The sequence below is a fragment of the Sphingobium sp. S6 genome (genome assembly GCF_905120495.1).
Classification (GTDB): domain Bacteria; phylum Pseudomonadota; class Alphaproteobacteria; order Sphingomonadales; family Sphingomonadaceae; genus Sphingobium; species Sphingobium agri.
Genome location: NZ_CAJHOG010000003.1, coordinates 109,494 through 135,999 on the forward strand (window position 1 = coordinate 109,494; position 26,506 = coordinate 135,999).

A 26,506-nucleotide genomic window follows, 5' to 3' on the forward strand; every position below is an offset into this window, starting at 1 on the left:
TTGGTACTAGGGTAAGGCTGAGCTCGCGGGGGCGAGTGCGGCGGCGGTGAGCTGGGCATGGCGGGGGGGTACGGCGGGATCTGCCCGGTCATGTCTAAATGGCCTAGTTCTTCTATTCGGAAACACGCTGAGAGGGTGTGAAAGTGTTCATGTCGGGCGGGGGACGTGACGGTGAGTTGTGGGACGCCGTCCGTAACTATAAGAAAGTGTTCATCATTGTCCTGTGCGTCAGTGCCATACTGAACGTGCTGCTGCTTGGCGGCTCCTTGTACATGATGATGGTGTATGATTCGGTTCTGCCGAGCCGATCCGTCCCGACATTAGCCGGTCTCGCGATCCTGGTGATGATCGTCTACGCCTTCCAGGGCTTCTTCGAGAATATGCGCGCCGGGATGCTGGCCGATGTCGCCAATGCCGTTGAGCAGCAGCTGTCCGGCAGGGTGCAGAGCGCGATTTCGCAAATGGCGCTTGCCGGTCAGAAGTTGCCGGGCGACGGGCTGGGGCCGATGCGCGACCTTGAAAATGTGCGCGCCTTTTTGTCGAGCGGCGCTGTCGCGATGATCGATTTGCCCTGGATACTCTTCTTCCTGGGCGTGTTGTTCGCGCTCCATATGTGGCTGGGCGTAACGACGCTGATCGGAGCGGCCGTGCTGTTTTCGCTGACGCTGATCACCAACCGCGTCATGAAGCAGCCCGCCGAGCAGCTTTCGCAGCTGTCGGCTTACCGCAATGGGGCAGCCGAAACGAATCTGCGTCATGTCGAACTTCTGACCGCACTTGGCATGCGGGATCGCATGCAGCAGCGCTGGGCCCAGTTGAACAGCGCCTATGGAGCCGCGCAGAATAAGCTGGCGCGTTCCAGCGCGGCATTGGGCGGGTTAGCCAAGATGCTGCGGCTTGCGCTCCAGTCGCTCATCCTGACTGTAGGCGCATTACTGGTGCTGGATGACAAGGCAAGCGGCGGGGTGATCTTCGCCTCCTCGATCCTGTCCGCGCGCGCATTGGCGCCGGTCGATCAGGCGATCGCAAATTGGAAGGGGTTCATCAGCGCCCGCGTTGGGTGGCTTACGCTGACAGCGATGCTGAAGCGTGTACCTGCGCCGCAGCCAGTGTCGCTGCGTCTGCCCAGGCCCGACCGGAAGCTGGAGGTGGAAAAGCTGGTCGTTTTCCCGCCGGGCAGTCGCCAGTTGACCGTCAGTGGCGTCTCATTCCAGCTGAACGCGGGCGATGCCTGCGCGGTGGTTGGCCCGAGCGGCGCGGGCAAGTCTTCGCTCGGCCGCACGCTGATCGGCGCCTGGCGCCCCGCCAAGGGGACCATCCGCTTCGATGGCGCGTCGATCGGCCAATGGGATGCCGAGCATTTCGGCGAATGGGTGGGCTACCTGCCGCAATCGGTCGAGCTTCTGGATGGCACCATCGCGGAAAATATCGCGCGCTTCGATCCGGCCGCAACGTCGGAGGCGATCTTGGCGGCGGCCAAAGCGGCGGCTGTCCACGACCTGATCACGCGTCTTCCGCAGGGATATGAAACCCGCGTTGGGGTGGATGGCGAAGCGCTCTCGGGCGGACAGCGCCAGCGCATCGGCCTTGCGCGCGCGCTCTATGGCGATCCATTCTTCGTGCTGTTGGACGAGCCCAATTCCAACCTCGATAGCGAAGGCGAAGCCGCACTGGCCGCCGCCATTGCATCGGTGCGCGAGCGCGGGGGCATCCTGGTCGTGGTTTCCCACAGAGCCGATATATTAGGCCGGGTCAGCCACATCCTGTTGATGCGTAACGGCCGAATGGAAACATTTGGCCCGGCCGCCGAAATCATGGCGCGCTTGCGGCAGAAGCCTAAGCTGCGCCAGGAAAATGTCGTGGCGATGCAGGGCGCCAGTGTGGGAAAGCCATAGGATGACAACCAATCTCCCCGCCGGGCTCATGGTCCTGGATCAACCCGCGATCCCATATGATCCGGCTGAACATGTTCAGAAGAAGGTGAAGGCCGTCCTGATCGCCATTGCAGTGCTCGTCCTGGGCTTCGGCATGGCGGCCATGCTGATCCCCATCGGCGGCGCGGTCATAGCGTCAGGGCATATCGGGCTCGCGTCGCACATCAAGAAGATCGCGCATCCGGCAGGCGGCGTGATCGAGGACATCTTGGTCGACAACGGCACCCATGTCCAAAAAGGACAGGTGCTGATGCGATTCGACGACCGCGTGACAGGAGCGGATGCGCAATATTCGAGCCTCAGCGTCGATCAAATGCTGGCGCAGCGCGCCCGGCTGGAAGCAGAACGGCTGGGCGCAAGCACCATCACCTTCCCCAAGGAGTTGGCGCCCGGTGACGCTGCTGCGCGGCAAGCCATGGCTGACGAGACCAAGCTGTTCCAGATCAGACAGGCTGAGCAAGCTGGCACAGCGGCCCAGCTACAGGCGCGCATCCGCCAGCATCGGCAGCAGATAAGTGGTTACCAGGCACAAATCCGCGCGCTGGAGCAGCAGGCCGTGCTGATCGAACCGGAACGCAAGGGCGTAAGGCAGCTGTGGGACAAGGGCCTCGTCACGATCAGCAGATTGAACCAGCTGGAACGCACCGCCGTCGACCTGCAGGGTAGCGTGGGCGCCTTGCGCGCCAGCATCGCCCAGACCGAGGCGCGCATCACCGAAGCGCAAGAGCAGATGATCCAGCTTGGCGCAACCCGGCGCTCGCAGGCAGGGACGGACCTGGCGCAATTGAACGCCGCGCTGAACCAGCAGCAAATGCGCAGCGTGTCGGCCTTGGACGCGCAGGACCGCAGCGTGGTGCGCGCGCCCTATGGCGGCGTGGTCGACAAGCTCGCCTTCAACACGATCGGCGGGGTTGTGAAACCAGCCGAAGTCATCATGGAAATCGTGCCGGACAGCGATCAGCCTCTGGTCGAAGGAGCGGTCTCCCCTGCTGACATCGATCATGTCCATGTCGGCCAAGCCGCGCGCATCCGCTTCACCGCCTTCAACAATGCAGCGTCGCCGGAAATTCGGGGCAAGGTGACCTTCGTAGCGGCCGACCGGGCCACCGACCCGCAAGGACAGGTGAGCTTCTACCCCGTGCGGGTCGAGATAGACGAGGCGCAATTGAAGAAATATCCCGAGCTGAAGCTGAAGCCCGGCATGCCTGCGGAGCTGTTCATCGAAACCGGAAACCGGACGATGATCTCTTACCTCACGAAACCGCTACGGGATCAGTTCGCAAGGGCATTCCGGGACGAGTGAGCAGAAGCCAGAAGGTCTCGGCGGCGCATCATAGATGGCAGAGGCTGACGGTTTGAGGCGGCTACCAGATCAGATGCCGGTGGCCGGGAAGCGCGGAACGATGCCATTATCTTCAAAGAAGGTAGAGGATTGGTACAGCGTGGGTCCGGCATAGGCTGGCGCGTCGGGCGAAGCGATCATCCAGGCGACCGTGCGTCCGGTGTCGGCGGGGGTGTAAGACGGCAGTCCGCCGCCAAAACCCTTGGCGGCTTCGCCATATTGCGCAGTCATGGCTTCGGTGATGGTGAGGCCGGGCTGTATGTGGAAGCTCGCAATGCCCTGGTCCCGATATTCCAGATCGACAAACTCCGCGAGTTTGCTGAATGCCGCTTTTCCCGCGGCGTACAACATGCCCCAACCGCCCTCGCTGAGTTTTCGTTCGCACAGCATGCTGCCCGCGCCGCTGGTGATGAAGACGATCCGGCCGCCGCCTTGTTTCAGCATGGGGTCCAGCACCCGCTGCGTGATGTGCATTTGATTGACCATCAGCCCGCGCATGGCCGTCTCCGCAATGTCCGCATCGATCGCGGAAATGGGCGACGTGATGGCGGGAGATTGAAAGAGCGCGTTATTGAAAAGCCCGTCGATCCTGCCCCATTTGGCGAGGACGGCATCTACCGCAGCATCGATGGATACTCGGTCCAATATATCCATCTGTATTCCCAGCGCTTCGCCGCTCGCGGCCTCTATTTCGCGCACGGTTGCTTCGATGCTGCCGGGCACTTTGATAGCCTCCGAACCGCCGGGGCTCGCCAGCCGCCCCTCCCCCTCGCGCAGGGTGCGGCCGGTCACCGCGACGGCAAAGCCGCTCCTTGCTAGTTCCAGTGCGGCCGCCTTGCCAATGCCGCGAGTGGCACCGGTCACCATTGCAACCTTACGCATGGCCAAAGCTCCTGATGATCGTAGGGGGGCAGATTTTGCCCGTCGTTGTTCCTGCAAATCGGTGCCCTGGCAAGCCAAAGCAAGGCCAGCCGACGCACGAGCAATTCACCCGATCCTTTTTGTAACGCTGTCGAACCGAAACGCTTCTGCCACTTGACAAAGGTTGATCATTGTCAACTATTAGGGACCGGTGGGTCGGCAGTCGCGCGCTTCCCGGACGCGGCTTTGAAGGAGAAGCTGCCGGAGTCGCGGCTACATCGCACCATTGAGACGCAATGAGAGAAACCTTTAGAGAGAGTATCAGGCTATGGCCCACACGAAATTCCACCTTGGCTATTTCACCAAGTTCGGCGCCACCTCATGGCCGGGTGACGGCAAGGAATTCGGCTCGCAATGGGCGGACGGGTCCTACCATAAAGAGCTGGCCAAGATGCTGGAGGCAGCGAAGTTCGACTTCGTCTTCTTCGAGGACAGCCTGATCGTCGGCGATCGTTACGCCAACTCCATGGAACTCGACCTCAAGAACGCGACGCTTTCACCCAAGCTCGATCCGCTGCCGCTGCTGCCTCTGATGGCGCAGGATACGTCGCACATCGGCCTGATCGCGACGGCTTCAACCACTTTCTACCCGCCCTACCTGCTCGCCCGGCTGCTTTCTACGATCGACTCCCTGACCAAAGGACGCGCCGGGTGGAACATGGTCACGTCCAGCGAGCGGAATGCCGCCATGAACTTTGGCATGGACAAGCTTCTGCCGCCCAACGAGCGCTATGACATTGCCGATGAGTTCGTCGAATTGTGCAAGAAACTGTGGGATAGCTGGGAAGAAGGCGCGCTGGTCGCGGATACTGAGACAGGCGTCTATGTCGACCACAAAAAGGTTCACACCGTCAATTTCGAGGGCAAGCATTTCCGTTCGCGCGGTCCGCTGAACACGCTGCGATCGCCGCAGGGCTATCCCGTTCTCGCGCAAGCGGGCGCTTCCGAACGCGGAAAGCAGTTTTCATCGAAGAACGCCGAAGTCGTGCTGGGCATGATGACAGGCGGCGTTCCGGGTATGAAGGCATATCGCCAGGAAATCCGTGACCGCGCTGAAAAGCAGGGGCGCAATCCTGACGACATCAAGGTCTTCTTCCTGACGCCGGTGGAAATTTTCCCCGAAGGTGGAGAGCGGCCGGAAATGACCGAGGCCGAAAAGCAGTCGGCGTTCGAGCATAATATCGTAATGGCATCCTCTTCGCTGGACGTCGACTTCTCCCAATATGACGTGGATGCGCCGGTGCCGCAGGACATTACTGCTGGCGGCCACACCAGTGCCCTTGAATATATGAAGAAGGCGGGCCGCGAAGAGGGCAAGTCCCTGCGCGACCTGTTCTCCGCGGGCAAGGGTGCGAGCGGCATGGACTTCAGCGGCACCGTCGAGCAGGTTGCCGAAAAGATGATGGCGGTGATGGACGAAGTGGGCGGCGACGGCTTCCTGATCGAAGGATCGGGCTACAACCGCCAGCTGCCAGACCTCGTCAACGGCGTCATCCCTGCCCTGCAGAGGGCAGGTGCGGTGCGCACCGAATATGAGGGCACGACGCTGCGCGAGATCCTGCGCGAATTCTGAAGCGACTGGCGTGGAGCGGTACGGTTGCTCCGCGCCGCTCCTTATATCTCAAAGTTGGAGCGCGCCCGCACATAGCGGCGCGCTCCAGTTGTTTTTGGCATGTGCTGGTCCCAGCGGAAATCCCCGCCGCTGTCCGATGTCACGAAGCGGCAGGACGATTTTCACGACCCCATCTTTCGGGAAAAGCCTTGCTTGGAACGCGGCACCCGCTGCGTTAGGGTTCTCGCAAACGGTCGACAAATCTAGGCCGGTGCGGGAGGAATGCGTGACTGAAACCGACAAGATCGTAGCGACCTTGGCGATATATGCCCTGAAAGCACGCTACTTCCGCTCCATGGACAACAAGGATTGGCCCGCCCTGGAGGCGGTCTTCGCGCCCGACCTAGTCGCAGATTTCCGCGACGCCGCAGGGGAACGGGACGAGAGCATGCTGATCCACGGCGCTGCGCCCTATGTGGCGCGCCTGGCGCCGATGCTGGAGAAGGTCACAACCGTGCACCACGGCCATATGCCCGAAATCCACATCGAAACGGACACGCAGGCCAGCGGCATCTGCGCGATGGAGGACAAGCTGTGGGTTCAGGAAGGTTCACCCCTGCCCTTCCGCTGGATGCATGGCTACGGCCATTATCATGAGCGCTATGTGCGGCTGGCCGATGGCTGGCGCATCAGCGAAATCCGCCTGACGCGCCTGCGCATCGACGCGGGCTGACGGCCCTTACAGCTCCTCCAGCGCCGCGCTGGCTTCAATCCAGCTTTCCTCGATCGCCTCCAGCTTCTTCTCGATCGAGGCGCGGCGCACCATGAGGTCGGTCGTCGTCATCTTCGCCTCGGCACCCGTCGCCGCCTTGGGATCGAACAGCGCCTGATCAATCCGGCTGCGTTCGGCGGAGAGCGTTGCCATCTCCTTTTCCGCCTTGCTGACCACTGCCTTGAGGCTCTTCTGCTTTTCGCGCCATTCGGCTGCGTTGCGCTTTTCCGCCTTGCGATCCGCCTTGGGCGCGTCCCCGCCGCTGCCGCCGCCATCTGTCTTGCGCAATATGATGTCGGTATAATCGTCCAGACTGCCGTCGAACGGCTGCGCCGTGCCGCCGTCCACCAGGACCAGGCGATCAGCCACCAGTTCGATCATGTGGCGATCGTGGCTGACGATGACGACGGCGCCCGAATATTCATTGAGCGCCTGCACCAGCGCCTCGCGGCTGTCGACGTCGAGGTGGTTGGTCGGTTCGTCGAGGATCAGGAGGTGCGGCGCATCGCGCGTGATCAGCGCCAGCGCCAGCCGTGCGCGCTCGCCACCAGACATGGAGCCGACCTGCTGCGTCGCCCGCTCGCCGGAAAAGCCGAAACGGCCAAGCTGCGCGCGCACCGCGCCCGGCGTCGCGCCTTTCATCACGCGCGTCATGTGCTGAAGCGGCGTGTCGGCGATGTCGAGTTCCTCCACCTGATATTGGGTGAAATAGCCGACATTCATCTTGGCCGAGCTGTTCATCGACCCTTCCATCGGCGCGAGCTGCGCCGCGATCAGGCGCGCAAGCGTCGTCTTGCCGTTGCCGTTGCGGCCAAGCAGCGCCAACCGGTCATCAGGGTCGATGCGCAGGTTCACCCGGCGCAGCACTGGCGTGTCGCCATAGCCGACCGCCGCCATGTCCATGGTGATCAGCGGCGGGCGCAGTTCGGGCGGGCTGGGAAAGGCGAAGGACAGGGTGGGGTCTTCGATCGCGGCGGCGATCGGCTGCATCCTTGCCAGCGCCTTGGCCCGCGACTGGGCTTGCTTGGCGGTCGAGGCGCGGGCGGAGTTGCGGGCGATATAGTCCTGCAACTTCTCGCGCTCCGCCTGCTGCCGGGCGCGGGCCGCTTCCTGCTGCGCCAGCCGTTCGGCACGCTGCCGCTCGAACGCGTCATAACCGCCGGGATAGAGCGTCACCTTCCCGCCTTCCAGATGCAGGATATGGTCGACGACATTGTTCAGCAGGTCACGCTCGTGGCTGATCACGACCACGGTGCCGCGATAATTTTTGAGGAAGCTTTCCAGCCACATCGTCGCTTCAAGATCGAGGTGGTTGCTGGGTTCGTCGAGCAGCAGCAGGTCGGGCTCGGAAAAAAGCAGCGCGGCGAGCGCGACACGCATTTTCCAGCCACCCGAATAGCTGTCGAGCGGGCGCCCCTGCATTTCTTCGTCGAAGCCTAGGCCCACCAGAATGCGCGCGGCACGGGCAGGCGCGGTATAGGCGTCGATCGTCGTCAGCCGCTCATAGATATGGCCGAGCCGGTCCGGGTCCTGCGTGGTTTCGCTTTCCGCCATCAGGGCGGCGCGTTCCTTGTCGGCTTCGAGCACGGTTTCGAAGGGGGTCGCCGTCCCGGCGGGCGCTTCCTGCGCGATATAGCCAAGGCGCGTGTCGCGGGGCATCTCACAACCGCCATCGTCGGGATCGAGTTGCCCGATCATCACCTTCATCAGCGTGGACTTGCCCGCGCCGTTGCGGCCGATCAGGCCGACGCGGCTGCGCGGCGGCAGCGCGGCACTGGCGCGGTCGATGATGGTACGGCCACCCAGCCGCACGGTGATATCCCTGAGATTCAGCATGGGACGCCCTCTAGCAGAGCCGCGCGGAGTGGTGAAGGTGCAGGCGGGGAGTTTTGCAGTCACGCAGGACGTTGCGAAGTTCACACCGTTGTGGCCGACGCATTTGCGTGAGTACGGACGGGTGGCGTCGATTTCGCAATAGGAAAATTTTTGCGAAATGACGCCCCGGACCCATGGGGCGGGGAAGGTTCACGGTGGGAAAGAGCCAGTGGCATCATGCCATGGACCCGCCCTTGTAGGAAAGCGAGTTGGAGCGCGCGGTGCCTGTTCGGCCTTCGCGGAGATGGCAGGCTTATCAGGCGGACGCGGGCGCGGCTGCCTCCGCATAGAGGGTGAACTGGGCGTGGAGCCCACCCTCCGACGATTGTCCGAGCCACAGGTCGAACAGGCCGGGCTCCGCGATGATGCGGTTGCCCGATCCGACAAATTGCAGGTCGGCGCGGGACAGGGAGAAGCGCACCGTCCTGCTCTCTCCGGGATCAAGCGTGACGCGTTCGATGCGCTTGAGTTCGCGCACGGGGCGGGTGCGGCTCGCCACGCGATCGCGGATGTAGAGTTGCACGACTTCGCTGCCCCGCCGGTCCCCCTTGTTCGTCAGCCGGGCCGTCACCTCTATCGCCCGATCCCAGCGCAAGGCGGTGTCAGACAGCTTGAGATTCTCCAGCGCGAATCTGGTGTAGCTGAGGCCATGGCCGAAGGGATAGCGGGCGCTGTTGTCCGTGGTCATGTAGCGCGCGCGATATTCGGTGCGGTTGTCAACCACGGGGCGGCCGGTGGACTTGCGGTCGTAGAAGAAGGGCTCCTGTCCCGATTCCCACGGGAAGCTGACCGGCAGCTTGGCGGACGGATCGACCCGGCCGAACAGGATGTCGGCGATGGCATGGCCCGCTTCCGATCCCAGGAACCAGGTGGCGAGGACAGCCTGCGCACTCGCGACCGACCCGTGCAGCGCCAAAGCGCGGCCGTGGCGCAGCAGAATGACGACAGGCTTGCCGGTGGCAGCCACCGCGTCGGCCAGCATCTGTTGCGGCGGAGGCAATTCGATGACGGTGCGCGACTGCGCCTCGCCGGACATGTCCTGCGATTCGCCGAGCGCGAGCAGCACGATGTCCGCTGCCTTGGCCGCCTCCACCGCCTGCGCGATCCCGCCGTCGATCGGCGTCATGATGTCGCATCCCTTTGCGATGCTGAGCAGGGCAGGATCGGGCATGGCGGCGCGCAGCCCGGCGGCGATGTCGACGCCCTTGCCCTTCTCCCCGTAAAATGCCCAGGGGCCGTAGAGATTGTCCCGGTCTTCGCCAAAGGGGCCGATCAGCGCGATCTTCTGGCGCTTGGCGGGATCGAGCGGGAGGACGCCGCTATTCTGGAGAAGAACGATTGACCGCCCGGCGGCTTCCCGCGCCAGGGCATGACGTGCGGGCGTGGCGATGCGGGTCCGCTCCGCCTCTTCGCTGATGGAGCGGTAAGGATTGTCGAACAAACCTATCGCCATCTTCACATAGAGGATGCGGCGCACGGCAACGTCGATCGTACCCATTGGCACAGCGCCGCTCTTCACCAGATCGGGCAAATGGCGGATATACAGGCCGCTTTGCATCGACATGTCGACGCCAGCCAGCACCGCCAGGCGCGCGGCATCGCGCTCATCCTCGGCAAAGCCATGCGCGATCAGTTCTTCGTCGGCGGTATAGTCGGAAAAGACAAAGCCGCGAAACTTCATCTCGCCACGCAGCAAGTCGGTCAGCAATTCCCGGTCGGCGGTGGCGGGGACGCCATTGATCTCGCTGAAGGCCGCCATGGTGGTAAGCGCGCCAGCCGCAAAGGCAGAGCCGAAGGGCGGCAGATGGGTTTCGCGCAGCGTCTCTTCGGAAATATCGACGCTGCCATATTCAAGGCCAGCCGCGACCGCGCCATAGGCGGCGAAATGCTTGGGACACGCCAGAAGCGAATCGTCCCGGCGCAGGTCGCGCCCCTGAAATCCGCGCACGCGGGCAGCGGCGAACAGGCTACCGAGATAGACATCCTCCCCGGAACCTTCGACAACACGGCCCCAGCGCTGGTCCCGCGCCACATCGACCATGGGCGCGAAGGTGAGGTGCAGCCCGGCCGCGCTTGCCTCCTGCGCCATGGCGCGCGCGGTGCGTTCGGCCAGCGCCGGGTCGAAGCTCGCGGCCTCGGCCAAGGGCACGGGAAAAATGGTCTTGAGCCCGTGGATGACATCACCCGCCAGCAGCAAGGGAATGCCAAGGCGGCTTTCCTTGACGGCGATCTCTTGCGCACGGCGCGCGCCTGCCACGCCGATGCCGTTGAACAGACAGCCTACCCGGCCCTTGCGCACCTCTTCGGCAAGCCGCTTCTCATCCTGGATGCCGACCTGCGGATTGGGCGGATTATAGGGCCGGAAGCTGTCGGTAAGGCAGGTCATCTGCCCCGCCTTTTCCTCGACGGTCATCCGGGCGATCAGCGCGTCGACGCGTTCGACCTCCGTCGCGGCGAGCGCCCGGCGAGCAAATGGAAAGGCGAAGGAGCCGGATAGAGCGGCAGCCAGGAAGGCGCGACGATCGATGGTCATTGCACGGCAGCGTAACGGATGATTGGTGCGGGGCCAACGCCCGGCTCCGCCATATGGTGCCGCCGCGCGATCAGCCGGGGGCGAACAGCTTCGTCCCCATGACGCCAATGACGATCAGCGCCATGAAACCGGCCTGCACCGGCGCGATGCGGTCGCCGAACAGGATCATGCCGCCAATGATGACGCCGACAGCGCCAAGGCCGGTCCAGATCGCATAGGCGGTCCCGGCGGGCAGTCCCTTCATCGCCAGGGCAAGCAGGCCCATGTTCAGGAAGCTCAAGGCGATCGGCACGGACGACGCCTGCCAGCTGCCGATGGTTGCCGCCCATTTGAGGCTGAGCGCCCAACAGATTTCGGTGAATACAGCAATGCCAAGCACAAGCCACGCCATGACGAGCGGTCCTTCTTTTCAGACGGGCTCGAATGGGAAGCGCGCAGGCCGGAAACCCGAAAGAGGCGGCGCGCCGGAAGGGGGCAGATACCCGAAGGCCAAAGCCAAAGGGTGGTGGACAGGGCTGGATTCGAACCAGCGTACGGGAAACCCGGGCAGATTTACAGTCTGCTGCCTTTAACCACTCGGCCACCTGTCCAGTGCCCTGACGCGGCAGGCAAAACTGCCTTTTACCGCGCTGGAGGCGCGCTCAATGGCGAATGGAGGCTTGCCTGTCAATGGCCGGATGTGAAAAGAGCGCTTCCATGAAAAAAGGACATCGCGGCGCTAAGCCCAAAGGCAACTTTCCCCGCTTCTACGGACGGCACGCCGTCATCGCGGCCCTGGCCAATCCCAACCGGGTGGTCCGGAAAATCTGGGGCACGCGCGACGCGCTGAATGCGCTCGACCTGCCGCCGGTGCTGCCCATCGTCTATGCCGATGTGGCCGACCTTGGCCGCATGGTGCCCTCCGATGCGCCCCATCAGGGGATCGTCGCGGAAGTCGAGCCGCTAGATGATGTGTGGCTGGGCGATGTCTTGGAGGCTGGACAGGACGACAAGCGGCCCGTGCTGGTTCTCGATCAAGTCACCGATCCCCATAATGTCGGCGCGATCCTGCGGTCGGCGGCGGCATTCGACGCGCTTTGCATCGTGACGCAGGACAGGCATGCGCCGCCGGAGTCGGGTGTGTTGGCCCGGTCTGCGTCCGGCGCGCTGGAGATCGTGCCGTGGGTGCGCGTGGTGAACCTCGCCCGCGCGCTCGATGAGATTGCCGAGGCGGGATATTGGCGCATCGGCCTGGATGGCGAGGCGGATACCACATTGGGCGAGGCGATCGGCGAATCGCGCGTCGCGCTGGTGCTCGGTGCGGAGGGCGAAGGGCTGCGTCACAACAGCATGGCCCATTGCGATATTTTGGCTAAACTGCCGATCAGCCCGCGCATGGAGAGCCTCAATGTCTCCAACGCGGCTGCCATCGCCCTGTACGCCGCCGCAAGCCGGTAGCAGGGCAAGGCTGCGCTGATGATGCAGCGCCGGAAATGGGGGGACGACATGGCTGTTTTTCTTCGCGCCGCCAGCGCACTTGCCTGCTGCCTGCTGCTGGGCGCCTGCCTGGTCACGCCGGGCAAGTTCGAATCCACCCTGGACATCCGCGCGGACCGGCAGTTCAGCTTCACCTATAAGGGTGAGATCATATCGTCCGACATGAAGGGGTTCGGCTCCTCCAGTGGGGATTCCATTGGCGATGGCGCGCCGGAAAAGAAGGATAGCGCCCTTCACAAGACGGCGATGCAGAAGGGCCATGAAGAAGGATTTGGCGCAGGCGGCGCATCCGGCGACGAGGCGCAGATGCAGGCGATCGCCGCCGCCCTGTCCAAGGAGAAGGGATTTCGTTTCGCCCGCTACATGGGCAATCACCGCTTCGAGATCGACTATGCGATCAGCGGGCGGCTGACCCACAGCTTCCTCTTCCCCTTCAACAGCGACGCGGAAATCGTCCTGCCCTTCGTGGCGGTCGAGCTGCGCGGCGGCGACAGGGTGCGGGTGAAGGCTCCGGGCTATTCCAACGGCTTCGACAAGAGCCGTGAGCCGATGGGGCAAAGCGGGCCTGGAGAGGATGCGGCAAAGGCGCTCGACGGCCACTTCACGCTGACCACCGACGCCGAAATCGTCAGCCAGAATCAGGAAGACGGCGCGCAGACCATCGCAGGCGGCAGGCGGATCGTCTGGCGGATCACGCCGCTCACCAGCGAGGCGCCCATGGCGACGCTGCGCGTCAACCAGTGATGGGCGCCCGGATGAGAAGGATCAGTCTTCCGGCGCGATGGTGACGCGCAGACCGTCCAGATCCTCGTTCATCACCAGCTGGCACGACAGGCGGCTGCTTTCGTTGCGATGATCCGAACTGTCGAGCAGGTCGTTTTCGTCTTCGCTCAGCGCCGGCAGCTTGTCTGCGAAGGCGGGATCGACATAGACATGGCAGGTCGCGCAGGAGCAGCAACCGCCGCACAGCGCCAGCAGCTCGTCAAAGCCATTGTCGCGGATGACTTCCATCACGGACAGGCCGCTGTCGCCCTCGACAGCCTGCTCTTCACCCGCACGGTTGACCACTATCAGTTTAGGCATGTACCTCGATCCTAAAATTTCCACCGCCGCTCATAGGCGGGGGAGCCGATAAATCAAGAGCCGGAAACAAGCAGAGCATGGTCACCACCCCTGAGCAGCTGCGCGACAGCCTGGACGCGATCGCCGTCCTCGAACCCGGCTTTGCCGCTGCCCTGGCGCGCGTCGGCTATCCCCTGCCCCGCGTGCGGGAGCCCGGCTATGAGACGCTGCTGCGCACCATCGTCGGCCAGCAGGTGAGCGTCGCGGCGGCGGCAGCCGTCTGGCGCAAGCTGGAGGCGGAGCTTGGCGAGGGGTGCGCGCCGGACCAGCTGCTCTCCCGCGATTTCGACGCACTGCGCGCCTGCGGCCTGTCGCGCCAGAAACAGGGCTATGCCCGGAGCCTCGCTGAACTGGTCACGAGCGGGCAGATCGACCTGCATGCCCTGCCGGAGGATGACGAAGAGGCGATCGCGCTCCTTACCCAGGTGAAGGGCATCGGGCGCTGGTCAGCCGAAATCTACCTGCTGTTCGCCGAAGGGCGACCCGATGTCTGGCCCGCTGGCGATCTTGCCGTGCAGATCGAGGTGGGCCGCATCCTCGGCCTGCCCGAACGGCCGAGCGAGCGGCAAACCCGCGCCCTTGCCGAAGCATGGCGGCCCCACAGGGGCGCTGCCGCGATCATGGCCTGGCATCATTATAATACGGAGGTTCTCTAAGCTCATGTCCCTGCCCCATGCCCGCTACATCGTCCTGGAACATGAGGGCGTCTGGAAGATCAATCTCGACAACCGCTATTATGGCCCATTCGCCACCCGTGAAGCCGCAGTCGAGAACGCCACCGATACGGCGCGAAAGGCTGGCGACGGCGGCTATACCGCCAGCGTGCTGCTGATGCAGGGGACCAAGTTCGAGACGCTCTGGACCAATCAGCCTGACGAGACGGCTTGAAAATTTTCGGATTTTGGGAACCAGATGGCGGTTTGGACATTGTCGGCTCCAGTTCCGCGGGCTGAGGCATGAGTAAGAAGGTCTTAATCGTCGAAGACGAAATTTTCGTCGCACTCGAGATCGAGCAGATCGTCGAAGACGCAGGTTTTGCGGTCAGCGCGATTGCCGCTGATCGCGAAAGCGCGCTCATTGCCGCCAATGATTGCGACATCGCGCTCGTCGATCTCAACCTGCGCGACGGGCCGACCGGCCCTGGCATCGGGTTGGAGCTTGCCGCTCAATATGGCGTCCAGGTGATCTACGTCACCGCCAACCCGGCTCAGATCGGCGCCGCTGCCGAAGCGGCCCTTGGCGTGATAACCAAGCCGTTTCGCGCCCATAGTATCGCCGAAACGCTACGCCTCGCCGCGTCGGAACAAAGGGACCTCGAAACAGCCGAGATTTTCGGCTTTACGCCATTTCGACTTTCGCCCGGCTCATGGAGCGGAATGGAATCCGCAGGCTGATACGAAGGCCCTCGGGCCGCCAGTCGCGCTCCATGCGTCCGCCCAGTTGCCGCTCAGCACTTAGCTGCATGAGGCGGCTGCCAAAGCCCTCGCGGTCTGACGGCTTTACTGGTGGACCGCCTTCTTCCCGCCATTCGATGCAGATGTCTGCGCCCTCGCGCTGGACATCGATGCGCACTTGCCCCTGCGACACCGACAGCGCGCCATATTTGGCCGCATTGGTCGCGAGTTCGTGGAACAGCAGCGCAAGCGGCGTGGCGGATCGATCATCGATCGCTGGATTCTCGCCGGACAGGATGATGCGGTTTCCACCAGCGTCATTATAGGGCGCGAAGATCTGCTCCAATATGCCGTGCAGCCGCCCCTGCTGCATGTCTTCGCCGGTTTCGATGCTGTGCGGCCTGATGAAATCATGCGCCCGGCCAAGAGCCATGATCCGGTCCCGCAGATCATCCGCCGCCACCCGGATTGCGGGGTTCTGACGCGCCGACAAACCGATCAGGCCCGCGATCACGGAAAAGATATTCTTGATCCGATGGGAAAGTTCGTGCGCGATGATCTCACGCTCCTCCATCATCAGCTTCTGTTCGTGAATTTCGGTGCAGGTGCCGATCCAGCGCGTGATCCTGCCTTCACCATCGCGGATGGGCAGCGCCCGGCCCAAGGTCCACCGATATTCGCCGCTATGATGGAGCAGCCGATATTCTATCTCATAGGGCTCGCCGGTTTTCAGCGAATGCCGCCACCGCTGCCATGCCCGCTCCTGATCGTCCGGGTGGAAGGTGCCGTTCCAGCCATCGCCATCCGTCGCGCCATCGGACACGCCGGTATATTCATACCAACGGGCGTTATAATAATCATGATAGCCGTCCGGCAGCGTCGACCAGACCATTTGCGGCATGGTATCGGCCAGGGTGCGGAAGAGCCGGTCGCTCTCCGCCACAGCCTCCGCATCCTTGACCTGGCGGGCGATGATGTCCTGATCGCGCCGCCGCCCCTCCAGCTCCACCATCACCTGGCGCGCCAGCAGGAACAGGCCCTGCCGCTGAACCGGCGTCAGGTCCTCCCTTGGCTTGTCATCGATGACGCAGAGCGAGCCCAGCGGCACTCCCTCTCCATTCAACAACGGCGCTCCAGCATAGAAACGGATGTGCGGTGCGCTCGTGACGAGCGGATTTTCCGCAAAGCGCGGATCGGCGCTGGCATCCTGCACCACGAAAATGTCGCTGCCGTGCATGGCATGGGCGCAGAAGGACACGTCGCGCGACGTCTCTTCGGCATCAAGGCCCGTGCGCGCAAGGAAGCGCTGACGCTCTTCCTCAACGATGCTGACGAGCGCGATCGGCGCCTCGCAAAGCGCAGCGGCGAAGTCGGTGATCTGGTCCAGCGTGCGAAAGCCGCCGGCATCCAGATCATAGCGCGCCAGCAAGGCCGCCCGATCCGTCTCCAGCCCTGTGCCGTCAGCCATCGCTGACCCGTTCGATGTCCGCGCCGACGGCTGACAATTTTTCCTCCAGCCGCTCATAGCCGCGATCGAGATGATAGACGCGGTTGACCTGCGTCTCCCCTTCCGCCGCGAGCCCGGCGAGGATCAGGCTCATGGAAGCGCGCAAATCCGTTGCCATCACCGGCGCGCCGACCAGACGATCCACGCCGCGCACCACGGCCGTGCGGCCGTTCACGCCGATATCCGCCCCCATGCGAGCCAGTTCAGGCACGTGCATGTAGCGGTTTTCGAAGATCGTCTCGGTCAGGACGGACGCGCCGTCCGCCTTCGTCAGCATCGCCATGAACTGGGCCTGCATGTCGGTCGGGAAGGCGGGGAAAGGCGCGGTGGACAAGGTCAGCGGCTTGAGCTTGCTGTCTGCCGAAACCCTGATGCCGTTCTTCAGCTCATCGACCTGGACACCCGCGTCGCGCAGGGCGGCCAGGATGGCATGCATGTCGTCGGCACAGGCCCCGGCCAGTTCAAGCGAGCCCCCGGTGATCGCCGCCGCGCAGGCGTAGCTGCCTGCCTCGATGCGGTCCGGCATGACGCTGTAGGTCGCGCCATGCAGCCGGTCCCGGCCATGGATGATCAGCTTGTCGGTCCCGACCCCTTCGATATCCGCGCCCATGGCGATCAGCAATTTGCAAAGATCGACGATCTCTGGCTCGCGCGCGGCATTTTCAAGGACGCAGGTTCCCTTTGCGAGCACCGCCGCCATGACGGCATTTTCGGTCGCGCCAACGGACACCACAGGGAAAGTATAGATGCCACCGGGCAGGCCGCCATCAGGTGCGGAGGCGCGCACATAACCCGCGTTGATCTCGATCACCGCACCGAAAGCCTCCAGTGCCTTCAGGTGCAGGTCGATCGGGCGGTTGCCGATGGCGCAGCCGCCGGGCAGCGAAACCCGCGCTTCGCCCGCACGCGCGAGCAGGGGGCCGAGCACCAGAATGGACGCCCGCATCTTGCGCACGATGTCGTAGGGCGCCTCGGTCGATGTGACCCGGCCCGCGCGCATGGTCATGACCCGCCCGAAATCCTCCGGCCGCGCGCCTTCGATCATCGTCGATACGCCAAGCTGGTTCAGCAAATGACCGAAACTGTCGACGTCCGCCAGACGGGGCAGGTTGCGCAGCGTCACCGGTTCATCGGTCAGCAATGCGCAAGGCAGCAATGTCAGCGCGGCGTTCTTCGCACCGGAGATGGGAAGGCGGCCGCTCAGCACTTTGCCGCCGCGAATATGAATGCGGTCCATCGGCTGGGTTCTTAACGTTAATTGCGTTCGGCGCAAGGCGGGAGCGACCAGCGTGCCCAAGCAGCCGCATGTGATCGTTGGGATACGCTGGGGAAACATTTGCACTTTCGGGCCAACGAAATTGATCGAGTTTAGTGCGCGGGCCCAAAATGCAGCCAAAAGACGTAAGGGGCGTTTTGCCACCGTAACGACAAATTTGATAAAAGGTGCTTTGGGTGGCGACAGGTTGTTTCGCGGACAGGCTCGCAAAGCATGTGCCATTGTCCGACGAGGAAAAGAACGCACTTACCAGACTTGAGGAAAATCCGCGCAAGGTGAAGCGCGGGGCGATGATTCAGCGCGTCAATGAAACGGTGACCGAATTGTTCGTGTTGCGCGAGGGACGGGTGATGAGTTTCGTCATCCTGCCCGATGGCAGCCGGCAGATCCTGAGGGTCTATTTCCCCGGCGATTTCATCGGCTCCGCCAGCACCATCTACAGCAAGGCGCCCGAATCACTGGTGGCGCTTTCCGACGCGATCGTCTGCCCTTTCGACAAGCATGCCTTGCGCCGGTTGCTGGAGGAATATCCGCGGGTCGCAGCCCTGTTGTTCCTGCTGTCCAACACGGAAAGGGTGGCGCTGACCGACCGGCTCGCGTCCTTGGGCCGCACGTCGGCCAAGGCGCGGGTCGCGTCCTTCCTGCTCGACATTTTCGACCGGCTGCGCGTTACCGATGACGGTGTCACCGACAGCTTCGACCTCAAACTGACGCAAGAGGAGATTGGCGACGCGATCGGCCTGACCTCCGTCCATGTGAACCGGATGGTGCGGCAGATGGAACAGGAAGGTCTGATCAGCCGCGCGAATGGTCGCATCACCCTGCTCGATATGCAGCGGCTGGAAGAGATCGGCCACTACACGAACAGGCACAAGGATGTGGATCTCGACTGGCTGCCTGGTTACATCTGACCGGCTCTTGGCGACCCGGCGGGCCAAGCATCAGGCGAGCAGTTCGACGTCCCAATAGAGCCAGTCGTGCCAGCTTTCGTGCAGATAGTTGGGCGGAAAGGCCCGGCCATGTTCCTGCAACTGCCAGCTGGTCGGCCGGATCGGCTCGACATGCAGCCGCATGCCCGCTTCCCTTGGCGTGCGGCCGCCTTTCTTGAGATTGCAGGGTGAACAGGCCGTGGCGACATTTTCCCAAGTCGTACGGCCACCTGCCCGGCGCGGAATGACATGGTCAAAGGTCAGATCGTGCGGCGATCCGCAATATTGGCAGGCGAAGCGATCCCGCAAGAACAGGTTGAACCGGGTGAAGGCGGGGTGTTCGGACGGCTTCACATATTGCTTGAGCGCGATCACCGACGGGATCTTCATCTGCAGGCTGGGGCTGTGCACCTCCCGCTCATAATTGGCGACGATGTCCACCCGCTCCAAAAAAACCGCCTTGATAGCGGTTTGCCATGGCCAGAGGCTCAGCGGATAATAGCTTAACGGCGTATAATCAGCGTTCAGGACCAGCGCCGGACAGTTTTCCGGATGTCGTATCAGGTCGGGATGGTACATAAGAACCCTCGAACCCCCAATTGCCAGATCCTGATCGATCAGGAACGTGACGGCAACATGACAGCATTAACCACCCCGACCCGTCAAGGGCCTGTATGATCCAATCCTCCCCGCCACAGCATGTGGTAACGCGCTTCGCCCCCAGCCCCACCGGCAAGCTGCATGTCGGCCATGGCTGGTCGGCATTGCTGGCGATGGATTTTGCCCGCGCAAATGGCGGCTTATTTCGGCTTCGGATCGAAGATATCGATGGCACGCGCAGCCGGCCGGAGCATGTCGCGGGCATAAGGGAGGACCTCAACTGGTTGGGGGTGACGTGGGACGGCGAGTTGGTCTTTCAATCGGAGCGGCTCGACCTTTATGACGCGGCGCTGGAGAGATTGCGGCACATGGACCTTCTCTATCCCTGTTTCTGCACGCGCGCCGACATAGCCGCCAGCGCCAGTGCGCCGCATGGGCCGGAGGGGCCTGTGTACCCGGGCACCTGTCGCGCATTGCCTTCGCCCGAACGGGAACGGCGGGTTGCGGCAGGCGAACCCCATGCGTGGCGGCTGGATATGGCCAAGGCGATTGCGACTACAGGTGAATTGCATTGGAAGTCCGCTCCCTTCCCCCCGCTCGGGCTGAGTGCCGGGGATGGATGGATGATCGAGGCGGAGCCCCAGACCGCAGGCGACGTGGTCCTCGCGCGCAAGGATGCGCCCGCCAGCTATCATCTGTCCTGCACCCTCGACGATGCGGCCATGGGCGTCACCCATGTGCTGCGCGGGGATGACCTGTTTGCCGCGACGCATGTCCACCGGCTGCTTCAGGCGCTGCTCGACCTGCCGACACCCGTTTACTGCCACCATCCGCTGCTCGTCGGCGCCGACGGCAAGCGCCTGGCCAAGCGCGATGGATCGATCGCCCTGGCGGACCTGCGCGGGCAGGGCACCGATCCCGCAGTTCTTGCCGCCGATCTGCGCGGCGGTCGCTTTCCGGTTGGCATTTCACTGGCCAAGGCCTAGATTCAGGCCATGAACATCATTCTCGTCATCGCGCTTGTCCTTGCCATGGCAGCGACGCTTTTTGCGCTCGTCCGGGGCATCATCGCCTTTCTGCAGACGACCAAGGAGCAGCTGAACGCGCCGGACGGCACGCCCAGCCCTTCCAGCCTGAAGCAGAACAAGATGATGATGAACCGCATCCTGTTTCAGGCGGCGGCCGTCATCATCGTGGCCATCCTGCTGCTGATGAAGGGCAACGGCTGATCCGCCGATGGTGAAGCTGAACAAGATCTACACCCGCACCGGCGATGCGGGGACCACCGGCCTTGTGGATGGATCGCGCCTGCCCAAGCATGCGCCGCGCATGCAGGCGGTCGGCGATGTCGATGAAGCCAACAGCGCGATCGGCCTCGCCATTCTCGCTATCGGCACAGCGCCCGAAGCGGATTGGCTGACGACGATCCAGAATGATCTTTTCGACCTCGGCGCAGATCTCGCCACGCCAGTGCCGGAGGGGGAGGACGAACCTTGGGCGCTGCGCATCGTCGCCACCCAGGTGAAGCGGCTGGAAGACCAGATCGATGCGATGAACGCCGATTTGCAGCCGCTCGACAGCTTCATCCTGCCCGGCGGCTCGCCCGCTTCCGCCGCCGTCCATCTCGCCCGCGCCATCACGCGCCGGGCCGAACGCAGCGCCACGGCGGCTGCGGCGGAGGTCGCGCTCAATCCTCAGGCCCTCGCCTATCTCAATCGCCTGTCGGACCTGCTGTTCGTCATGGCTCGCCGCCTCAACGGCAATGGCGCGGCCGATGTGAAGTGGGTGCCCGGCGCCTCGCGCTAGCTTCAAAGAAGCTCCGCCGCCCAGCGGAACCGAAATCGCCTCCCATGCGCTTGTTTTTGCGATTGCAGCACAAGCCTATGGGAAGGGGCCAGCATGGCGAAAAGCCGGGTCGCACCGGGTCAGCATGATCTGACGCAACACTATCGCGACGTGCGCGCGCTGAGTGAAGCGCTGTGCGCCCCGCTGTCGGATGCCGATGCGACCGTCCAGTCCATGCCGGACGCTTCCCCAGCCAAATGGCATCTGGCGCATACGAGCTGGTTCTTCGAAACCTTCGTCTTGCGCGACCATGTGCCGGGCTATCGTCCGTTCGATCCGCACTATGCGTTCCTGTTCAACAGCTATTATGAAGCGGAAGGCCCCCGCCAGGCCCGCCCGCTGCGCGGCATGCTGACCCGCCCGCCGCTTGCGGATATTCTCGCTTACCGGGCCCATGTCGATGAAGCGCTGCTGGCGGTCCTCCCTACCCTTACCTCATCCGCGCAGTCGCTCGCCCTCCTCGGCCTTCATCATGAGCAGCAGCATCAGGAATTGATGCTGACGGACATGCAGCACCTCTTTTCGCTAAACCCGCTGGAACCCGCCTTGTTTGAAACACCAAGGTCCAAGCCAGCGGCGCTTCCGGGGTCCATCCACTGGATCGAAGGACGCCAGGGCCTTGTTGAAATAGGCGACGATGGCAAAGGCGATTTTGCCTTCGATTGCGAGGGGCCACGGCACAAGGCGCTTCTCCACCCGCATGCGCTGGCCCACCGGCCGGTCACGAACAGCGAATGGATCGCCTTCATCGAGGATGGCGGCTACCGCGATCCCGCGCACTGGCTTTCGGACGGTTGGACATGGGTTCAGGCGGAGCGCGTGGAAGCGCCGCTCTACTGGCGCCACGATGCTCAAGGCTGGACCCGCTTCGGTTTGGACGGCCGTAAACCGGTTAACCCCGCCGCGCCGGTCTGTCACATCAGCTTCTATGAGGCCGATGCCTATGCCCGCTGGGCCGGCGCGCGACTGCCGACGGAAGAGGAGTGGGAAAGCGGCGCGCTGAATGTCGCACCGACCAGCGGCAATCAACTCGACGGCGCTGAATGTCCCCGCCCCCAAGCCACGGACGGCCGCGCCTCGCTTACCCAGATGTTCGGCGATGTGTGGGAATGGACCGGCAGTGGCTATCGCCCTTACCCCGGCTTCCGCCCCAATGAGGGCGCGGCAGGCGAATATAATGGCAAGTTCATGGCCGGGCAGTTCGTCCTGAAGGGCGGCAGTTGCGCCACCCCGCGCGGGCATGTGCGGCCGAGCTACCGGAATTTCTTCTACCCCCATCAACGCTGGCAGTTCACTGGCCTGCGCCTGGCCAAGGATCTCTAGCCTGTGCTTCTGACACTCGACGCCCCCGCCGCGAACCCCGTCGCGGACAGCAGCTTTCGCCGTGACATAGTGGAGGGGCTTTCCCGCTATCCCAAGGCGACGCCACCGATCTGGTTCTACGACCGGCGCGGATCGGAACTGTTCGAGGAAATTGCCGACCTGCCCGAATATTATCCCACCCGTACCGAAACGACATTGCTGGAACGCCATGGTGCGGACTTCGCCGATGCCGTCGGCCCCGGTCGGGCCGTCATCGAATTCGGCGCAGGCAGCGCGCGCAAGACGCCGCATCTGCTTCGGGCGATCGATCCATCCGCCTATGTGCCGATCGATATCAGCGGCGACTTCCTTCACGCGAGCAGCGCGGCGTTGGCGTCCGCATTCCCCGGCCTGCCCGTGCTGCCGCTGGTCGGCGACTTTCATGCCGACCTGACGTTGCCCAATATGGTCGATGATCTGCCAAGGCTCGGCTTTTTCCCCGGATCGACCATCGGCAACATGGAACCGTCATCGGCCGTCGACCTGCTTCGATCGATGCGCAGGTTGCTCGGAGAGGGCGCGATGCTGTTGATCGGCATGGACCAGATCAAGGACCCTGCCCGGCTGATCGCGGCCTATGACGACGCAGCGGGCGTCACAGCCGCCTTCAATCTCAACCTTCTGGCGCGCATCAACCGCGAGTTGGAAGGCGACCTGCCGATCGAAGACTTTGCCCATCGCGCGATATGGAATGACGGGAAGGCCCGGATCGAAATGCATCTGGAGGCACTGCGGCCTCTGCGTTTTCACGTTGCGGGCCATGCGTTCGCGATGGAGCAGGGCGAGACCATCCATAGCGAGAGCAGCCACAAATATGGGCCGCGCGACGAACAACTGCTGCTGCGTGCAGGAGGATGGGAACCGGCGCGGCAATGGACCGATCCCGACGGGCTCTTCTCCCTCATCCTCACCGCTGCGGCGTGACCGCTATGGGACGACCTTGGCCGACCAGGTGGTGATCCAATGCCAGGCCCCCCGGCATTCGCCCATCGCGCTCGCGGATGCCAGGCGGAAGCGGATGCCATCCCAGACATAGCTTTCGCTGCTGCCGCAGTCGCCAATGCCCCTACCCTTCGCATAGCTTTCAAGCGACGAACTTTCTGGCGTCCAGGAGGCGTTGACCAAGGTGGGATGCGCGGCATCCTCGCTCCAGCCGGGTTGATAATCGAAGGCCGCGTGGCGGAAGCTGCGCCGTCCCGGAATGCCGGTGGCGATCACCGGAACAGCCGAATAATTGTAAGCGCCCGCGCCGCAGGGGACCAGCACCAGCGTTTCCGTCTTTGAAAGGCGATGCAGTTCCGGCGGCGACGCATCACGCATCTCGTCCGCGCAACCGGTGAATTTCCCCACAGCCGCCAGTTCTTCGCGCCACAGGGTCACGGGCGCCGCGCCTGCCGGTATGACCGCCCGGCGGATCAAAGGAAGCGGAGGCGCCGGGCGAACCGCATTCGCCGCCAGCGCTCCTGTCGCGACCAGCGCCGCCTGCGTGCCTGCACGCCCCTGCCGCGCGTCCATATAGCGCATTGCCGCCGCCGCTCCGGCAAGGGACGGCCGGGCAATGACTGCACCGGCCGATCGCAGTTCAAGCTTCGTGCCCCGCGCCATGGCGATGGCGAGAGCGGCCGCCTGGGGCCCTTGCAGCCGGGCTTCGCCATCCCTGCCCGCGGCCGTGGCGATCCTGCGACCGTCGACCAGGAAGCTGACCTCCTCCTGCCCGCGCCCATCGCGGCTGACCCATATTTCCGGGTCGGCTGCTCCCCCCGCCTCGCGCACCAGGCCGAGCGCGACGGGCTTGTCCGGCCACTCACCGCCATCGGGAAGCAGTGACACGGCCTCGCATCGGCTGCGATTGTCGCAACCGATCGTCCAATCCTTGTAGGTTTCCAAGGCGCCGGGCCGTGGTGCCTGAGCCCCCAGCGGCGCGGATGCGATGAACGCCGACAGCATCGCCGCCAACGTGATTAAGCGTTTGTCCCCCATGAGTTAACTATAACTTAGTTTATAGTGGAGCGGTAGTGGCTTGTCGGCATGCCGCATCGCCGGACATGCACTACTGATGGGGGCCCCATAACAAAAAGGCCGGTGTCCTTCGACACCGGCCTCTTGGATCAAGCCGCCGCCTTGGCGCGCGACATGCGCTTGCGCTCGTTCGGATCGAGATAGCGCTTGCGCAGACGGATGGTCTTGGGCGTCACCTCGACCATTTCATCATCGTCGATATAGGCGATCGCCTGTTCCAGCGTCATCTTCTTCGGCGGGGTCAGGCGGACAGCGTCGTCCTTGCCGCTGGCGCGGAAGTTGGTCAGCGCCTTCGACTTCATCGGGTTGACTTCAAGGTCTTCGGGCTTGGCGTTCTCGCCGATCACCATGCCTTCGTAGAGCGCTTCGCCCACGCCGACGAACAGGATGCCGCGATCTTCCAGCGGACCCAGCGCATAGGCATTGGCTTCGCCCGCGCCGTTCGAGATCAGGACGCCATTCTTGCGGCCTTCGATCTTGCCCTTGTGGGGGCCGTACTTCTCGAACAGGCGGTTCATGATGCCGGTGCCGCGCGTGTCGGACAGGAATTCGCCATGATAGCCGATCAGGCCGCGCGAGGGCGCGGAAAAGGTGATGCGGGTCTTGCCGCCGCCCGAGGGACGCATGTCGGTCATCTCGGCCTTGCGGATGTTCATCTTGTCGACGACCGTACCCGAAAATTCATCGTCCACGTCGATGACGACGGTTTCATAAGGCTCGGTCTTGTTGCCATTCTCGTCCTCGCCGAACAGCACGCGCGGGCGCGAAATGCCGAGCTCGAAACCTTCGCGGCGCATCGTCTCGATGAGAACGCCGAGCTGAAGTTCGCCGCGGCCCGCGACTTCGAAGCTGTCCTTGTCTTCCGATTCCGTCACCTTGATGGCGACGTTGGATTCGGCTTCGCGGGCCAAGCGGTCGCGGATCATGCGGCTCGTCACCTTGCTGCCTTCGCGGCCAGCCATCGGCGAATCATTGACCGCAAAGCGCATCGACAGGGTCGGCGGATCGATCGGCTGCGCCTTGATCGGAACGCTGACCTGCGGGTCGGCGATGGTGTTGGCGACGGTAGCGACGGTCAGGCCCGCGAGGCTGATGATGTCGCCCGCCTTGGCTTCGTCCACCGGTACGCGGTCCAGGCCCTGGAAGGACATGATCTTCGACGCACGGCCGGTTTCGATCACATTGCCGTCAGCGTCGAGCGCGTGGATCGGCTGGTTGACCTTGACCGTGCCGGACTGGACCCGGCCGGTCAGGATGCGGCCAAGGAAATTGTCGCGGTCGAGCAGCGTCACGAGGAAGCTGAAAGGCGCGTCCACGTCCAGCGACGGCGGCGGCACATGATCGACGATCTTCTGGAACAGCGGCTCCAGCGTGCCTTCGCGGCGCTGAGCATCTTCGCTGGCGTAGCCGTTGCGGCCCGAAGCGTAGAGCACCGGGAAGTCGAGCTGCTCGTCGGTCGCGTCGAGCGTCACGAACAGGTCGAACACTTCGTCCAGCACTTCCTGGATGCGCTCGTCGGGACGGTCGACCTTGTTGACGACGACGATGGGCTTGAGGCCCAGAGCCAGCGCCTTGCCGGTCACGAACTTCGTCTGCGGCATCGCGCCTTCAGACGAATCGACCAGCAGGATGACGCCATCGACCATCGAGAGGATGCGCTCCACCTCTCCGCCGAAGTCGGCGTGGCCCGGCGTGTCGACGATGTTGATGCGGGTGCCGTTCCATTCGACCGAGGTGGGCTTCGCCAGGATGGTGATGCCGCGTTCCTTTTCGAGGTCGTTCGAATCCATCGCGCGTTCCTCGACGCGCTGATTGTCGCGGAAGGTGCCGGACTGCCGGAAGAGCTGATCCACCAATGTGGTCTTGCCATGATCGACGTGTGCGATGATGGCGATATTACGCAGGGACATGCATGTGCCTTTGGGATTTTCTGTTTTCCCGGCCGGCACCACGCCTGACCAGAGTATCGCGCGCGCCCCTACAGGAAATGATGCGTTGCGGCAAGGGCAGGGCAAGGATTTGCATCGGCCCGGACGCAGGACCATAT

Annotated in this window: 25 protein-coding genes and 1 tRNA gene; 15 read left to right on the forward strand and 11 right to left on the reverse strand. The window is 63.5% G+C overall.

What is annotated here, in order from left to right; translation table 11 throughout:
• Positions 1-137: 137 nt before the first annotated feature.
• Positions 138-1,895 (forward strand): type I secretion system permease/ATPase, encoded by a 1,758-nt coding sequence (locus tag SPHS8_RS11240; protein ID WP_236575103.1) that lies wholly within the window; start codon positions 138-140, stop codon positions 1,893-1,895.
• A gap of 1 nt (position 1,896) precedes the next feature.
• Positions 1,897-3,237 (forward strand): HlyD family type I secretion periplasmic adaptor subunit, encoded by a 1,341-nt coding sequence (locus tag SPHS8_RS11245; protein WP_201515610.1) that lies wholly within the window; start codon positions 1,897-1,899, stop codon positions 3,235-3,237.
• Positions 3,238-3,306: 69 nt separating this feature from the next.
• Here the strand turns inward: SPHS8_RS11245 and SPHS8_RS11250 are convergent, their stop codons facing one another.
• Positions 3,307-4,158 (reverse strand): SDR family NAD(P)-dependent oxidoreductase, encoded by an 852-nt coding sequence (locus tag SPHS8_RS11250; protein WP_201515611.1) that lies wholly within the window; start codon positions 4,156-4,158, stop codon positions 3,307-3,309.
• Between the two features lie 307 nt (positions 4,159-4,465).
• Here SPHS8_RS11250 and SPHS8_RS11255 point away from each other — a divergent pair, with 307 nt between their 5' ends.
• A complete protein-coding gene (locus SPHS8_RS11255) occupies positions 4,466-5,770 on the forward strand; it encodes an NtaA/DmoA family FMN-dependent monooxygenase (RefSeq protein ID WP_201515612.1) in 1,305 nt (434 codons plus the stop codon).
• A 265-nt stretch (positions 5,771-6,035) separates the two neighbouring features.
• On the forward strand, positions 6,036-6,482 hold the full coding sequence (locus SPHS8_RS11260; protein WP_201515613.1) for a nuclear transport factor 2 family protein: 447 nt from the start codon (positions 6,036-6,038) through the stop codon (positions 6,480-6,482).
• A gap of 6 nt (positions 6,483-6,488) precedes the next feature.
• Here SPHS8_RS11260 and SPHS8_RS11265 read toward each other — a convergent pair whose 3' ends face one another.
• From SPHS8_RS11265 to SPHS8_RS11280, 4 genes are all read right to left on the reverse strand, one after another.
• Positions 6,489-8,357, reverse strand: a complete 1,869-nt coding sequence (locus SPHS8_RS11265; protein ID WP_201515614.1) for an ABC-F family ATP-binding cassette domain-containing protein — start codon at positions 8,355-8,357, stop codon at positions 6,489-6,491.
• A gap of 295 nt (positions 8,358-8,652) precedes the next feature.
• Entirely contained in the window at positions 8,653-10,929 is a 2,277-nt protein-coding gene (locus tag SPHS8_RS11270) for a glycoside hydrolase family 3 N-terminal domain-containing protein (RefSeq protein ID WP_201515615.1), read from the reverse strand.
• Between the two features lie 70 nt (positions 10,930-10,999).
• Positions 11,000-11,320: a DMT family transporter gene (locus SPHS8_RS11275; RefSeq protein WP_097092331.1), complete on the reverse strand. Its 321-nt coding sequence runs from the start codon at positions 11,318-11,320 to the stop codon at positions 11,000-11,002.
• 112 nt (positions 11,321-11,432) lie between these two features.
• Positions 11,433-11,519, reverse strand: a tRNA-Tyr gene (locus SPHS8_RS11280).
• 106 nt (positions 11,520-11,625) lie between these two features.
• Here SPHS8_RS11280 and rlmB point away from each other — a divergent pair.
• Together rlmB and SPHS8_RS11290 are read left to right on the forward strand one after the other, a co-directional pair.
• Complete coding sequence (gene rlmB / locus SPHS8_RS11285) at positions 11,626-12,366, forward strand: 23S rRNA (guanosine(2251)-2'-O)-methyltransferase RlmB (protein ID WP_201515616.1); 741 nt, start codon at positions 11,626-11,628, stop codon at positions 12,364-12,366.
• A gap of 48 nt (positions 12,367-12,414) precedes the next feature.
• Positions 12,415-13,149: a hypothetical protein gene (locus tag SPHS8_RS11290; protein ID WP_201515617.1), complete on the forward strand. Its 735-nt coding sequence runs from the start codon at positions 12,415-12,417 to the stop codon at positions 13,147-13,149.
• Between the two features lie 21 nt (positions 13,150-13,170).
• Here the strand turns inward: SPHS8_RS11290 and SPHS8_RS11295 are convergent, their stop codons facing one another.
• Positions 13,171-13,488, reverse strand: a complete 318-nt coding sequence (locus SPHS8_RS11295) for a 2Fe-2S iron-sulfur cluster-binding protein (protein ID WP_097092333.1) — start codon at positions 13,486-13,488, stop codon at positions 13,171-13,173.
• A gap of 77 nt (positions 13,489-13,565) precedes the next feature.
• Here SPHS8_RS11295 and SPHS8_RS11300 point away from each other — a divergent pair, with 77 nt between their 5' ends.
• From SPHS8_RS11300 to SPHS8_RS11310, 3 genes are all read left to right on the forward strand, one after another.
• Positions 13,566-14,183 carry a DNA-3-methyladenine glycosylase family protein gene (locus SPHS8_RS11300; protein WP_201515618.1) on the forward strand — a complete coding sequence of 206 codons (618 nt, stop codon included), beginning with the start codon at positions 13,566-13,568 and terminating at the stop codon, positions 14,181-14,183.
• A gap of 4 nt (positions 14,184-14,187) precedes the next feature.
• Positions 14,188-14,415, forward strand: a complete 228-nt coding sequence (locus tag SPHS8_RS11305; RefSeq protein ID WP_097092335.1) for a DUF2188 domain-containing protein — start codon at positions 14,188-14,190, stop codon at positions 14,413-14,415.
• A gap of 68 nt (positions 14,416-14,483) precedes the next feature.
• Positions 14,484-14,921 carry a response regulator gene (locus SPHS8_RS11310; RefSeq protein WP_201515619.1) on the forward strand — a complete coding sequence of 146 codons (438 nt, stop codon included), beginning with the start codon at positions 14,484-14,486 and terminating at the stop codon, positions 14,919-14,921.
• Here SPHS8_RS11310 and SPHS8_RS11315 read toward each other — a convergent pair.
• Both SPHS8_RS11315 and murA read right to left on the reverse strand, forming a co-directional pair.
• Positions 14,866-16,389, reverse strand: coding sequence for a sensor histidine kinase (locus SPHS8_RS11315; protein WP_201515620.1), 1,524 nt, complete (start codon positions 16,387-16,389; stop codon positions 14,866-14,868). The genes SPHS8_RS11310 and SPHS8_RS11315 overlap by 56 nt on opposite strands.
• Complete coding sequence (gene murA / locus SPHS8_RS11320; protein ID WP_097092338.1) at positions 16,382-17,665, reverse strand: UDP-N-acetylglucosamine 1-carboxyvinyltransferase; 1,284 nt, start codon at positions 17,663-17,665, stop codon at positions 16,382-16,384. The genes SPHS8_RS11315 and murA overlap by 8 nt, the downstream gene beginning before the upstream one ends.
• A 215-nt stretch (positions 17,666-17,880) precedes the next feature.
• On the opposite strand from murA, the gene SPHS8_RS11325 reads away from it, so the two are divergent.
• Positions 17,881-18,615, forward strand: a complete 735-nt coding sequence (locus SPHS8_RS11325) for a Crp/Fnr family transcriptional regulator (protein ID WP_097092895.1) — start codon at positions 17,881-17,883, stop codon at positions 18,613-18,615.
• A 30-nt stretch (positions 18,616-18,645) separates the two neighbouring features.
• Here SPHS8_RS11325 and SPHS8_RS11330 read toward each other — a convergent pair whose 3' ends face one another.
• Positions 18,646-19,212: an HNH endonuclease gene (locus tag SPHS8_RS11330; RefSeq protein WP_097092339.1), complete on the reverse strand. Its 567-nt coding sequence runs from the start codon at positions 19,210-19,212 to the stop codon at positions 18,646-18,648.
• Positions 19,213-19,307: 95 nt separating this feature from the next.
• Between SPHS8_RS11330 and gluQRS the strand changes: the two genes are divergently transcribed.
• The 5 genes from gluQRS (at position 19,308) to egtD (ending at position 23,364) form a co-directional block, all read left to right on the forward strand.
• Complete coding sequence (gluQRS, locus tag SPHS8_RS11335; RefSeq protein ID WP_201515621.1) at positions 19,308-20,219, forward strand: tRNA glutamyl-Q(34) synthetase GluQRS; 912 nt, start codon at positions 19,308-19,310, stop codon at positions 20,217-20,219.
• Between the two features lie 9 nt (positions 20,220-20,228).
• Complete coding sequence (locus tag SPHS8_RS11340) at positions 20,229-20,462, forward strand: twin transmembrane helix small protein (protein WP_097092341.1); 234 nt, start codon at positions 20,229-20,231, stop codon at positions 20,460-20,462.
• Positions 20,463-20,469: 7 nt separating this feature from the next.
• Positions 20,470-21,039 carry a cob(I)yrinic acid a,c-diamide adenosyltransferase gene (locus SPHS8_RS11345; RefSeq protein WP_201515622.1) on the forward strand — a complete coding sequence of 190 codons (570 nt, stop codon included), beginning with the start codon at positions 20,470-20,472 and terminating at the stop codon, positions 21,037-21,039.
• 93 nt (positions 21,040-21,132) lie between these two features.
• Positions 21,133-22,401 carry an ergothioneine biosynthesis protein EgtB gene (gene egtB, locus SPHS8_RS11350; protein WP_201515623.1) on the forward strand — a complete coding sequence of 423 codons (1,269 nt, stop codon included), beginning with the start codon at positions 21,133-21,135 and terminating at the stop codon, positions 22,399-22,401.
• 3 nt (positions 22,402-22,404) lie between these two features.
• Positions 22,405-23,364, forward strand: coding sequence for an L-histidine N(alpha)-methyltransferase (gene egtD / locus SPHS8_RS11355; RefSeq protein ID WP_201515624.1), 960 nt, complete (start codon positions 22,405-22,407; stop codon positions 23,362-23,364).
• A 3-nt stretch (positions 23,365-23,367) separates the two neighbouring features.
• Here the strand turns inward: egtD and SPHS8_RS11360 are convergent, their stop codons facing one another.
• Together SPHS8_RS11360 and typA are read right to left on the reverse strand one after the other, a co-directional pair.
• Positions 23,368-24,420, reverse strand: coding sequence for a DUF1176 domain-containing protein (locus SPHS8_RS11360; RefSeq protein ID WP_201515625.1), 1,053 nt, complete (start codon positions 24,418-24,420; stop codon positions 23,368-23,370).
• A gap of 128 nt (positions 24,421-24,548) precedes the next feature.
• Positions 24,549-26,369, reverse strand: a complete 1,821-nt coding sequence (typA, locus tag SPHS8_RS11365; RefSeq protein WP_201515626.1) for a translational GTPase TypA — start codon at positions 26,367-26,369, stop codon at positions 24,549-24,551.
• Positions 26,370-26,506: the final 137 nt, after the last annotated feature.

What these genes read in the sequence shown, in the direction of transcription:
- SPHS8_RS11245 (WP_201515610.1), top strand. Translation starts at nt 1,897, where the DNA reads ATGACAACCAATCTCCCCGCCGGGCTCATGGTCCTGGATCAACCCGCG.
- SPHS8_RS11250 (WP_201515611.1), bottom strand. Translation starts at nt 4,158, where the DNA reads ATGCGTAAGGTTGCAATGGTGACCGGTGCCACTCGCGGCATTGGCAAG.
- SPHS8_RS11255 (WP_201515612.1), top strand. Translation starts at nt 4,466, where the DNA reads ATGGCCCACACGAAATTCCACCTTGGCTATTTCACCAAGTTCGGCGCC.
- SPHS8_RS11265 (WP_201515614.1), bottom strand. Translation starts at nt 8,357, where the DNA reads ATGCTGAATCTCAGGGATATCACCGTGCGGCTGGGTGGCCGTACCATC.
- SPHS8_RS11270 (WP_201515615.1), bottom strand. Translation starts at nt 10,929, where the DNA reads ATGACCATCGATCGTCGCGCCTTCCTGGCTGCCGCTCTATCCGGCTCC.
- SPHS8_RS11275 (WP_097092331.1), bottom strand. Translation starts at nt 11,320, where the DNA reads ATGGCGTGGCTTGTGCTTGGCATTGCTGTATTCACCGAAATCTGTTGG.
- rlmB (WP_201515616.1), top strand. Translation starts at nt 11,626, where the DNA reads ATGAAAAAAGGACATCGCGGCGCTAAGCCCAAAGGCAACTTTCCCCGC.
- SPHS8_RS11290 (WP_201515617.1), top strand. Translation starts at nt 12,415, where the DNA reads ATGGCTGTTTTTCTTCGCGCCGCCAGCGCACTTGCCTGCTGCCTGCTG.
- SPHS8_RS11295 (WP_097092333.1), bottom strand. Translation starts at nt 13,488, where the DNA reads ATGCCTAAACTGATAGTGGTCAACCGTGCGGGTGAAGAGCAGGCTGTC.
- SPHS8_RS11300 (WP_201515618.1), top strand. Translation starts at nt 13,566, where the DNA reads ATGGTCACCACCCCTGAGCAGCTGCGCGACAGCCTGGACGCGATCGCC.
- SPHS8_RS11305 (WP_097092335.1), top strand. Translation starts at nt 14,188, where the DNA reads ATGTCCCTGCCCCATGCCCGCTACATCGTCCTGGAACATGAGGGCGTC.
- SPHS8_RS11310 (WP_201515619.1), top strand. Translation starts at nt 14,484, where the DNA reads ATGAGTAAGAAGGTCTTAATCGTCGAAGACGAAATTTTCGTCGCACTC.
- SPHS8_RS11315 (WP_201515620.1), bottom strand. Translation starts at nt 16,389, where the DNA reads ATGGCTGACGGCACAGGGCTGGAGACGGATCGGGCGGCCTTGCTGGCG.
- murA (WP_097092338.1), bottom strand. Translation starts at nt 17,665, where the DNA reads ATGGACCGCATTCATATTCGCGGCGGCAAAGTGCTGAGCGGCCGCCTT.
- SPHS8_RS11330 (WP_097092339.1), bottom strand. Translation starts at nt 19,212, where the DNA reads ATGTACCATCCCGACCTGATACGACATCCGGAAAACTGTCCGGCGCTG.
- gluQRS (WP_201515621.1), top strand. Translation starts at nt 19,308, where the DNA reads ATGATCCAATCCTCCCCGCCACAGCATGTGGTAACGCGCTTCGCCCCC.
- SPHS8_RS11340 (WP_097092341.1), top strand. Translation starts at nt 20,229, where the DNA reads ATGAACATCATTCTCGTCATCGCGCTTGTCCTTGCCATGGCAGCGACG.
- SPHS8_RS11345 (WP_201515622.1), top strand. Translation starts at nt 20,470, where the DNA reads ATGGTGAAGCTGAACAAGATCTACACCCGCACCGGCGATGCGGGGACC.
- egtB (WP_201515623.1), top strand. Translation starts at nt 21,133, where the DNA reads ATGGCGAAAAGCCGGGTCGCACCGGGTCAGCATGATCTGACGCAACAC.
- SPHS8_RS11360 (WP_201515625.1), bottom strand. Translation starts at nt 24,420, where the DNA reads ATGGGGGACAAACGCTTAATCACGTTGGCGGCGATGCTGTCGGCGTTC.
- typA (WP_201515626.1), bottom strand. Translation starts at nt 26,369, where the DNA reads ATGTCCCTGCGTAATATCGCCATCATCGCACACGTCGATCATGGCAAG.